The organism is Plesiomonas sp. PI-19 (genome assembly GCF_021368255.1).
Lineage (GTDB): Bacteria > Pseudomonadota > Gammaproteobacteria > Enterobacterales > CAMTGL01 > Plesiomonas > Plesiomonas shigelloides.
In genome coordinates this window covers 1,383,209-1,394,306 of the sequence record NZ_JAJNMQ010000001.1, presented here as the reverse complement: position 1 = coordinate 1,394,306, position 11,098 = coordinate 1,383,209, and the positions used below count along the sequence as shown (strand labels likewise).

Sequence of the window (11,098 nt, the reverse complement as noted above, 5' to 3'; positions counted from 1 at the left end):
TGATGAACCCTTCTGCGTCTTTTAAAACGCAGAATGGAAACGATAAATAGCGAGGGAAAAACGTAAACCCTCGTAGGGCGCGAGGAGTGCAACCCTACGAGTTAACCCATCTAAATAACCATCTAAACCAGCATCATCTCGGGATTACGCTCAGAAAGAGGTGTTAAAAGATGAGCTGAGGTATCGATTCGCGGCAAATGCCGACTCACCGGAACAATCATTGGCGTACCGTAAGCCGGATCGGGAATCACATCGGCATGCAGATTAAAGACCTGCTGCAATAAGTCGGCGGACATAATCTCTCTGGGCGTTCCTTGCGCGCACACGTCGCCGTTATGCACGGCAATCAGTTGATCAGCATAGCGACAGGCTAAATTCAAATCATGCAGCACCATCACAATGGTTTTGCCGTGCTCACGGTTCAGCATCACCAACAAATCCAGCAATTCGACCTGATGGTTAAGATCGAGATAGGTGGTCGGCTCATCCAGCAGCAGGATGTCTGCATCTTGCGCGAGCGTCATGGCTATCCATACCCGCTGGCGTTGTCCGCCTGACAAACTTTGTACCGGTTGATGCATCAGCTCATGGGTGTGAGTGAGCGTCAGAGCCCATTCTACTTTTTCTTGATCGTGTGCTGACCACTGGCTAAACCAACGTTGATGCGGATAACGGCCTTGTTTGACTAACTGCAGCACCGTCATTTCTTCAGGCGCGACGGGGCATTGCGGCAATATGGCTAGCTCCCGTGCGACATCGGCTGCTTTCCATTGTGTAAGCGGTTGGCCATCTAAAGTGACCTGTCCTGCCACGGGAGGAAGCAAGCGCGCCAGTGATTTGAGTAACGTTGATTTACCGCACCCGTTCGCGCCGATAAACACGGTGATCGCACCATCAGGAATCTCCAACGATAAATCATGGATAATCCTACGTGGGGTAGACGCGCGAGGGGCCTGTGGATAGGCCAATGTCAGGTTGTGAGTCTGTAAGCGGCTCATAGTTATCACCGGCGTAAAAGAAGATAGAGAAAATACGGAGCGCCTAACATGGCGGTAAATACACCAGCAGGAATATCCAGCGGGATCATGAGGGTGCGGCCTACGGTATCGGCAATGAGCAGTAATAAGCTTCCTGTCAGCGCAGCGCACACCAACAGAAAACCTAACTGATTACCTACCCAGCGCCGTGCAATATGCGGAGCCATTAATGCGATAAAGCCAATCCCGCCGACAAACCCCACCGCTAATGCTGACAGCGCAGCGGATAACATCAATCCAGCCCATTGCCAGCGCGATAACGCGCAGCCTAAGCTGGTGGCCGTATCTTCGCCCAATAATTGCACGGTTAAGTGCCGCAGCAGGCCTATCAGGAGTGGAACCAATAGCACTAATGCCCCAGCCAATAACCACACCTGATCAAAGCGGGCACCATGTACTGAACCGGTCATCCACACGGTGCTTTTGCCCAGCAGCCACGTCGGCGCGTACATCACTAATAAGCTGCGTGATGCATCGAGCAACGTGGCACAGCCAATACCGGCCAAGATCATTTGCCCGGGTTTTAAGCGCAGCAAACGGCTTAAGCCCAGCAATGTCAGCATTATCAGCGCCGCCCCAGTAAAGGCAATGAGCGGAAGCCACACGATAGGGATTTGCTGCTGTGCGAACAGGAAAAACAGCACCACGGCGGTTGCCGCGCCACTGTTGATACCCAAAATGTCAGGGGAGGCTAAGGGATTGCGGATAATGCTTTGTACCAGCACACCAGACATGCCCAGCGCCGCCCCAGCACAGAGCGCTAACAGGATCCGCGGCAGACGAAACTGCCCGACAATGAGTTGTGTTGCGCCATCGGCATCACCCCGCATCCATTGCCATAACGCTTGCGGCGTAAGCCACTGATTGCCAGCACTGATCGCCATGAGGGTCATGATTGTCAGCAAAACGGCAAGCATCGCGACCACGTGGAGTGGATGACGTGGGATCAGCATACTCACTTGACGATGGCGTACGTGCAGGTAGCGATGGCGGTAAGGAGCCATAGAATCAGACATCATATTCTCTCTTTACAGCACATTTACAGAACCGTGCCGCGACGACGGCAAGCCAGATAGATGAAGAACGGCGCGCCCAAGACCGCCATCGCTAACCCTACGGGCACTTCAGACGGGAAGAATAAAAATCGTGCGCTAATATCTGCGGCAGTGAGTAATGATGCGCCTGTCAAAGCGGCTGCCGGTAGCAACCAGCGATAATCAATGCCCAACAAGGCGCGGCACACATGCGGCACAATCAGGCCAATAAAGCCAACCGGACCGGCCATCGCTACGGCGCTGCCGGTAAGCAGTACCACCGCAATCAGCGCACCTAAACGTAAACGACCAAGATTGATGCCCAATCCTTGTGCGGTCTCTTCGCCTAGCGCCAATGTATTTAAACTACGGCTCAGCCCTAGTGCGACTAAGGCTCCGGCCAAGGCAAATGGCAGCAAAGGTAAGGCATGGGCTAATTTGCGACCTTCAATATTGCCGGTCAGCCACAGCATCAGTTCACTCTGCGCGGCCTCATTGAGCACTAACAAACCCGACGACCATGACGACAGCAGCGCACTCAGCGCAATACCGGCCAATGTCAGCCCCAATGGGCCTGATACGGTAGCGCTAGCACCGGCCAATAAGAAAATCAGCGCCGCACTACCAAGGCTGCCGAGAAAGGAAAACCACATTATCTGCTCAGGTGCGCTGATGCCAAACAGGGTATAGGCCACCACAATGCAAAAACCGGCGCCGGCGGTAATACCTAGCACACCCGGTGACGCCAATCCATTTCGGGTAATACCTTGGGTGAGTACGCCAGCCATACCTAAACACGCGCCCACCGCAGCGGCAATCGCTGCCCGCGGTAAGCGCAGGTCACGGACCACGCTCAGGAGATTCTGCATTTGTGGATCGGTAACCGCATCGTCTGACCACAACTTTTGCAGCAATGACCATAAAGGCACGTCGGCCAATGCGGTATAGCCAAAGCGTAGGCTGGCAACAAACAGCATACCCAGCAACGCGGTCAGCATCAGCAGCAGAACACTTTTATTCCGGAAACTGTTAGGCAGTGAGCTATAGAACTGCGAAGCTGGATTCGCGTCGCGCGTAGAGGTGATTGTCTGGCTAGACATCAGCGCTTATCCCTTACTCTGGCTATCACTGCTGTTATTGTGGATATCGTTATCAAATCCGGTCGGCAGTAAGGCGGCGCGCAAATCTTGCAGAACATAATCGGCGGCTAAAATGCCGTAAGACTTGTTCCATGTTTCGTGGTTTACCTTATGAACGGCGTTATTTTTTACTACCGGCAATTGCTGCCACAGCGGCTCGGCCAGCCAACTTTGTTCGGCGGCACTCGCTTTCCCATTACCGGTTTCCATCACGAAGTAGAACAGCTGATCGGCATTCACTTCTGGAATGCGTTCACGCGTCAAACCTTCCGCGAAGCCTTCTTTATCATGCAATGGTGGGCGCGCAAGTCCTACGCGGCGGATAATGTCAGTGGCAAACGAATCATTGTAGTAATAACGTGCCCCTGAGCTTTGGAAGCGCACTACGGCAATCTGTTGCTGCAATTTACCGGCAGCGTCTAAATCGGCTTTCAATTGTTGAGCATTGGCATCCCATGCTGCGAGCAGGGCGGTGGCAGCCTCTTTTTGACTCGCGCCGTCAGCATAAGTCAGTAAGTTTTCACGCCATGCGCCCATAAAGGTTTCACTGAACACGGTAGGGGCTACGGCGGATAACTGATCGTAGATTTTCTCCTGACGCTGCTTGATCCCCAAAATCAAATCTGGCTTCAGAGCGGCAATGGCTTCCAAATTCACTTGCTCTTCATCGCCTAAATCCACGGTACCCGCATTTTGCAGCGTTTGACCAAAGTGGGAATACCAGACGCCATTATCCTGACCGGCAACCGTCATCGAGCGTACGGCACCCACAGGCGTAATTCCCATCGCCAGCATCGCTTCAGTCGCTTCGTTGGTAAGCGTCACAACCCGCTCAGGATGCGTGCGTACCTCGGTAACTCCCATCGCATGTTGCACGCTGCGGGTCTGTTTATCATTGGTTGCCGAGTCAGCGCGGGTCGCTAGTGCTGAATGGGTTTGTGAGGTTGAGTCGGGTGTGGCGTTATCGCACCCAGCGAGAATAAATACGGAAACTGCACCTGCAAGGAGTAGAGAATGTCGCATAACACCATCCCAGTAAGAGTTATAAAGCCAACAATTCAAAATGAAGCGAATGAAATAAAGCGAATCGTAATGTTCAAGTGCTGCGAATGATATTTACTATCATTATCAAATGCAACCAGAGGCACGCGTTAAAGCAAAAGAAGGGGGGATGAGAAGCACAAAGACACAAAAACGAGAGGGATTAAGAACAAGAAAAAGAACGAGAAAAGCCAAACAACCCAGCGGCATAAACGCACCGAGCCGCTAAGTCTGTGATAAAATTCACGACAATTATGGCCGCTATGCATGTTTCCTCGCACAGTCGCGGCCTTCAGAATGAATACGAAGAGCATAATGAACGGAAACCAGAAAGTACCATCGCCTTTTTCCGCCTTGCTGCCAAAGCTCAACGGCTTGACCCTGCGGGATCGCCGACGTTTGCTGCGCCGTATTGAAGGTGCGAAGAAAGTAAAAAATCCCCAGGCTCAAGAAGCCATCGCGCAGGAGTTGGCGGTAGAGATTCAGAGCGCCCAAGCGCGTGTTGACGCCCGTCGAGCGGCGGTACCAAGTATCAACTATCCAGAAATCCTGCCGGTTAGTCAGAAAAAAGACGAGATCCGACGCGCTATCGAACAGCATCAAGTTGTGATTGTGGCGGGGGAAACCGGCTCGGGTAAAACAACGCAGTTGCCGAAGATCTGTCTTGAACTCGGTCGCGGGATCAACGGCCTGATTGGCCATACTCAGCCGCGTCGTCTGGCTGCACGCTCTGTGGCCAACCGGATTGCCGAAGAGCTGCAAGTTCCGATGGGCGGTGTCGTCGGTTATAAAGTGCGATTTAACGATCAAGTTAGCGATACCACGCTGGTCAAACTGATGACAGACGGTATTTTGCTGGCCGAGATTCAAAACGATCGCATGCTGTCGCAATACGACACTATCATTATCGATGAAGCGCACGAACGCAGTCTTAATATCGACTTTATCCTCGGCTATCTGCGTGAGCTGCTGCCAAAGCGTCCAGACCTGAAAGTCATCATTACCTCGGCGACTATCGATCCGGAGCGTTTCTCGCGTCACTTTAATAATGCGCCGATTATCGAAGTTTCCGGACGAACCTATCCGGTGGAAGTGCGTTATCGTCCGCTGGTGAGCGAAGAGGACAACGATCCGGATCGCGATCAGCTACAAGCGATTTTCGATGCCGTCGATGAGCTCTACCAAGAAGGGCGCGGCGACATCCTGATTTTCATGAACGGCGAACGTGAAATTCGCGATACCGCTGATGCACTGGAAAAACGTCAGCTGCCGCATACCGAAGTGTTGCCGCTGTATGCGCGTCTTTCTGCTGCCGAGCAAAATCGCGTGTTCCAACCTGCGGTAGGGCGTCGGATTGTACTGGCGACCAACGTGGCGGAAACCTCTCTGACCGTACCGGGGATCAAATATGTCATTGACCCGGGTACGGCGCGAATATCCCGCTATAGCTATCGCACCAAAGTACAGCGACTGCCTATTGAGCCGATTTCTCAAGCCTCCGCCAATCAACGTAAAGGGCGTTGCGGACGGGTTTCCGATGGTATCTGTATTCGTCTGTACTCCGAGCAGGATTTTATGTCCCGTCCGGAGTTTACCGATCCAGAGATCCTGCGAACCAACTTAGCCTCTGTTATTTTGCAGATGACATCGCTGGGTCTAGGCGATATCGCAGCATTCCCATTTGTCGAAGCGCCAGATAAGCGCAATATCCAAGACGGCGTGCGTCTGCTGGAAGAGCTCGGCGCGCTCAATCCTGAACAAAATGATCCGAAAAAACGTCTGACCGCGATGGGGCGTAAACTGGCTCAGCTGCCGGTCGACCCACGTTTGGCGCGGATGGTATTGGAAGCGCCGAAACACGGTTGTGTGCGTGAAGTCATGATCATCACCGCCGCGCTATCGATTCAAGATCCGCGTGAGCGTCCATTGGAGAAACAACAAGCCTCCGATGAGAAACACCGTCGCTTCCAAGATAAAGATTCCGATTTCATGACTTTCGTGAATCTGTGGAATTATCTGCGCGAGCAACAAAAAGAACTCTCGAGTAATGCCTTCCGTCGTCAGTGTAAGAGTGATTTCCTCAATTACCTGCGCATTCGTGAATGGCAAGATATCTATACCCAATTGCGCCAAGTGGTGCGTGAGCAGGGTATGGCGATTAATGATGAGCCTGCCGATTTCCGCTCGGTTCATCTGGCTTTGCTGTCTGGCATGTTGTCCCATATCGGGATTAAAGATTTGGAGAAGAACGAATTTCAGGGCGCGCGAAATGCCCGTTTCGCTATCTTCCCAGGCTCAGGTCTTTTCAAGAAGCAACCGAAATGGACCATGGTGGCCGAGCTGGTGGAAACCTCCCGTTTGTGGGGACGCATTGCCGCGCGTATTGAGCCTGATTGGATCGAGCCGCTTGCCCAGCATTTGGTGAAACGCAGTTATAGCGAGCCGCATTGGGAGAAAACCCAGAACGCCGTGATGGCGAGCGAAAAAGTCACGCTGTACGGCATTCCGATTGTTGCCGATCGCAAAGTCAATTACGGTGCGATTGATCCGGTGATGTCGCGTGAGCTGTTTATCCGCTCGGCGCTGGTGGAAGGGGAATGGAATACTCGGCATAAGTTCTTCCGTGAAAACCGTAAGCTGTTAGCGGAAGTTGAAGAGCTGGAGCATAAATCTCGTCGTCGCGATATTTTGGTTGATGACGAAACGCTGTTTGCGTTCTATGACCAACGTCTGCCGCATGACATCGTTTCCGGTCGTCATTTCGATAGCTGGTGGAAGAAAGCTGAGCGATCGCAACCTGATCTGCTGAATTTTGAAAAGTCGATGCTGATCAAAGAGGGATCGAACAAAGTCAGTGAGCTGGATTACCCGAATTTCTGGCATCAAGGCAACTTCAAGTTAAAACTGTCGTATCAGTTTGAACCAGGCCAAGAAGCGGATGGGGTGACGGTACATATTCCTCTGCCGGTGCTTAACCAGATTGAAAATATTGGTTTTGATTGGCAAATTCCGGGGCTGCGCGAAGAGCTGATTGTGGCATTGATTAAATCTTTGCCTAAGCCGGTGCGTCGTAACTTTGTGCCAGCGCCGAACTATGCGCAAGCATTCTTAGGCCGTGCTGAAGCCTTGCAAGGCAATTTGCTGGATGCCTTGGAGCGCGAATTTCGTCGTATGTCAGGCGTGACAGTGTCACGTGAAGAGTGGAATCTGTCACAAGTGCCTGACCACCTGAAAATCACGTTCCGCGTGGTTAACGAGCACGGTAAGAAACTGTCGGAAAGCAAAGATCTTGATGAGCTCAAATATGGGCTTAAAGAGAAAGTGCAGGAGACCTTATCGGCCGTGGCCGATGATGGTATCGAGCAGCGCGATCTGCATGTTTGGAGTTTTGGCGATTTGCCGCAGTGCTATGAGCAAAAACGCGGTGGCTACGCCGTTAAAGCTTATCCTGCGCTGGTGGATGAAAAAGATTCGGTCAGTATCCGCTTGTTTGAAACGGAGCATGATCAGCAAAAAGCCATGTTGCAGGGTACGCGTCGCCTATTGCTGCTGAATGTGCCGTCACCGATTAAATATCTGCATGAAAAATTACCGAATAAAGCCAAATTAGGGTTGTATTTCAACCCATTCGGTAAAGTGTTGGATCTGATTGATGACTGCATTGATGCCGGTATTGATAAGTTAACCGCAGAGTTTGGTGGTCCAGCGTGGGAAAGCGAGCGCTTCGAAGCACTGCGCGAGCATGTGCGCGCCAACTTGAATGAAACCGTGGTTGAGATCGCCAAGCAGGTCGAACAAATCCTGACTACATCGCATAACATAAACAAGCGCTTGAAAGGGAAGGTTGACTTCACCATGGCCTTTGCGCTGTCTGATGTGAAAGCGCAAATGGGCGGTTTGATTTACCGTGGTTTTGTCAGTGACACCGGCTGGCAGCGTTTAGCAGATCTGCAGCGTTATCTGAATGCCATCGAACGCCGCTTGGAGAAGTTACCTACCGATCCGAATCGCGATCGCGCGCAGATGCTGAAAGTGGAAAGCGTGCAGCAGGAATACCAACAGCTGTTGGCAAAAATTCCAAAAGGGCAGCCAATTCCAGACAAAGTACAAGCAATTCGCTGGATGTTGGAAGAGCTGCGCGTGAGCTTCTTTGCTCAGCAACTGGGTACCCCATATCCGGTTTCGGATAAACGTGTGCGCATGGCCATTGATGAAGCACTACAGGGCTAACTTGCTCATTACTTGCTTAATTGTTACTACGAACCTCTTGTTACTTTGAGTTCGTGTGTAAGATATAAAATTAAGGTCACCACAAGATTAAGCACATACTCAGTGTTTATCCTGTGGTGACCTTTTTACATTCTTACCGCGCTTTCAATACGCTATGCGGTAATTAGTTCGATTCATCAAAAGCGATACAGCAAACCGGTAGTAAAGTTAGTCAGGGTGGTGTTGAAGAAATTCACATCGGAATTAATTTCGCCGTATGCCACGCCTGCATAAGCAGACAGTTTCTTCACGTCAAAGATATTATTTTTGAACAGTACCACGTTGGCGGCAAAATCAGTGGAATCTGTTTTTTGGCCGAAGACTGGGTTGGCATCTGAATAATCGGTTTTGCCTAAATACAGGTTACTTACAATGTTATATTGCGAATCTTCAGAGCGCCAGAAATAACTTAACAAGCCACCGAATTGTGTATTGCTCATCGCATCGCCGTCCAGTGAGTTATCGACATAACGAAACTCAGGGATCAGTGATTGGCGTTGATCAATAGCATAGAAGTAGGAGACTTTGCTGGTATGACTCTTACCGCTACGCTTGAGCATGTTAACTTCTTGCTGAGTTAAGGTGCGGCCCAGAATTGGGTCGATATTGTTCAGCAAAAATTGGCCACTGTTCTCGCTGTCGACCGAGATATCACGATAGCTGTAATCGGCAGAGAAATTACTGCCCATGATGTTTTGCCAGCCCACTTGTACGCCGTTGATATCACGGCGCGTGTCGCTGCGATCGGTGCCAATGGCGTACGGGTCTTGCCACACTTTATTCGGTAAACCGGAGAAGACATACGATACGGAAACAATACCGCTTTGGCCTAAACGTTGACGCACCCCCAGTTGCTGAGAGAAGTCCAGACGCACGGTATCTTGGATCAGGTTACCCAGATAGAACTGAGTACCACTGTCACCCAGTGTATAACGCAAGTCGAGGTTAAACGCAGGGCTTACCTGATTCTTCCCTGAGGGATCACTGGTCAGGCTGTTAACTTGCTTGTTCGCACCATCTTCGCCGCTTGGGCCAAGGTACAGGTTTGATGAGTTGCGAGTTACGTTCACGCCCGCAGAAACAAATCCTGACCAACCACTTTCTGTTGGAATATCAAATGGCCCCGCCGCATTTGCGTAGCCAGCTATAGTGAGCAAAGGGAGAGTAATTAGCGCTTTAGTCTTCATGATGATCCTGATTATTGTTATTTAGTGAGCCCACTCACGGATATTGCTTTCTCAATGTATCGTTAATGCATTGTTTTTCAATGCAATTTATGGGTAAATACATTTTCTTATTATCAGGCGCTTATCTTATACCGGTTAGTCATAGAATACTGTTTCGATATTGTTTCTCGCGAAATATACAAATACATCTTCAATTAAGTATTTACGCTACCAGCCACTTTGCAACATTAAAGCAAGCTCGTTACGCAAGTTTACATGCTGAAATGTGATCTTTGTATGACTTAACGCTGATGATCGGGTACACCAAAAGACGGTTTTATTTGCTTATTTTGTATTCGGCAGAAAATAACGGATTGTCCTGCTCAAGTGAATATCAATTCAACATGAAATCTGAATGGTTACCTTATCATTATGCCAATGAGTACGATTACCCGATCACGATTGAAAATGATATTTATCAGCATGTCGCTGGTATTTTCTTCAGTTACACACGCCGCTGAACATAGTAATGGCTTGCCTTCCTCAGTGATGAGTGAAAGCGCTATCCGTGACAGCAATATGCAAGCATGCGCAGAGCGATTACACTTTGATAGTGTGCAAGATTACATTCACTATCTTGATACCCATAATATCGATATGGATAGTATTACCGAAAATGGCGTCCCTGCGCTGTATTGCAAAGATTTGCCGTTGGACATGAAAAAAATCAGCGGTGATACCAAGAAAAACACATTTATTATGATCATGCTTCCGGTGATCAAAAAAATAAATCAGCAAATTGAAGATGACCGTAGTCAATTAATCAGTTTGCACGCTAAACAAGAACGTGGAGCTCCGCTATCACCAGAGCAAAAGCTGTGGTTAGAAAATTTAGCGGATCAATATGACGTAAGCAGTGGGAATTATCGTGAACTGCTACAGCGCGTGAATACTATTCCCGCCTCGTTAGTGTTGGCGCAAAGTATTCAGGAAAGCGGGTGGGGGACATCTTATACCGCGCGAGCGGGTAATGCATTGTTTGGTCAGCATCGATCGCCAGGCAATCAAAATTACACGGTTACCGTTGATCGTGGACGAGTGCATCTTGCCGGTTATGATACCATCCATAACGCGGTTTCTGCATATATCCACAACCTCAATATTAATCCAGCATACAAACATTTACGCCAAATTCGCGCTGATCTGCAAGCGAGGGGAGAGCCGCTGTCAGGTTATCAATTGGCGCAAGGTCTTGTTCATTACTCCACGCGTGGCAAGTCTTATATCCGCGATTTACACCACTTAATTCGGGGAGCCGATTTGGAACAATACGACGATATCAGTCTGGCGGATAACCCACCGGTCACAGTCAGTTTTCAGGATGCCTAAACACTCTATTTTGTGGTGTTAAT

The 11,098-nt window shown here is 50.0% G+C and carries 7 protein-coding genes; 2 read left to right on the top strand and 5 right to left on the bottom strand.

Going from position 1 to position 11,098, the window contains the following annotated elements; genetic code table 11:
• Positions 1-122: 122 nt before the first annotated feature.
• The 4 genes from LQ901_RS06375 to LQ901_RS06360 are packed head-to-tail and all read right to left on the bottom strand — an operon-like array spanning position 123 to position 4,233.
• Positions 123-998 (bottom strand): ABC transporter ATP-binding protein, encoded by an 876-nt coding sequence (locus tag LQ901_RS06375; protein ID WP_010863537.1) that lies wholly within the window; start codon positions 996-998, stop codon positions 123-125.
• Positions 999-1,003: 5 nt separating this feature from the next.
• Complete coding sequence (locus tag LQ901_RS06370; RefSeq protein WP_152136982.1) at positions 1,004-2,056, bottom strand: iron ABC transporter permease; 1,053 nt, start codon at positions 2,054-2,056, stop codon at positions 1,004-1,006.
• Between the two features lie 20 nt (positions 2,057-2,076).
• Positions 2,077-3,171, bottom strand: a complete 1,095-nt coding sequence (locus tag LQ901_RS06365) for an iron ABC transporter permease (protein ID WP_082935507.1) — start codon at positions 3,169-3,171, stop codon at positions 2,077-2,079.
• A 6-nt stretch (positions 3,172-3,177) separates the two neighbouring features.
• Complete coding sequence (locus LQ901_RS06360; protein ID WP_082935508.1) at positions 3,178-4,233, bottom strand: ABC transporter substrate-binding protein; 1,056 nt, start codon at positions 4,231-4,233, stop codon at positions 3,178-3,180.
• A gap of 333 nt (positions 4,234-4,566) precedes the next feature.
• On the opposite strand from LQ901_RS06360, the gene hrpA reads away from it, so the two are divergent.
• Positions 4,567-8,481, top strand: coding sequence for an ATP-dependent RNA helicase HrpA (gene hrpA / locus LQ901_RS06355; protein WP_064977718.1), 3,915 nt, complete (start codon positions 4,567-4,569; stop codon positions 8,479-8,481).
• A gap of 176 nt (positions 8,482-8,657) precedes the next feature.
• Here hrpA and LQ901_RS06350 read toward each other — a convergent pair whose 3' ends face one another.
• A complete protein-coding gene (locus tag LQ901_RS06350; protein WP_039044714.1) occupies positions 8,658-9,707 on the bottom strand; it encodes a DUF2860 family protein in 1,050 nt (349 codons plus the stop codon).
• A 462-nt stretch (positions 9,708-10,169) separates the two neighbouring features.
• Between LQ901_RS06350 and LQ901_RS06345 the strand changes: the two genes are divergently transcribed.
• Positions 10,170-11,075, top strand: a complete 906-nt coding sequence (locus LQ901_RS06345; RefSeq protein ID WP_170919747.1) for a glucosaminidase domain-containing protein — start codon at positions 10,170-10,172, stop codon at positions 11,073-11,075.
• The last annotated feature ends 23 nt before the right edge of the window (positions 11,076-11,098 follow it).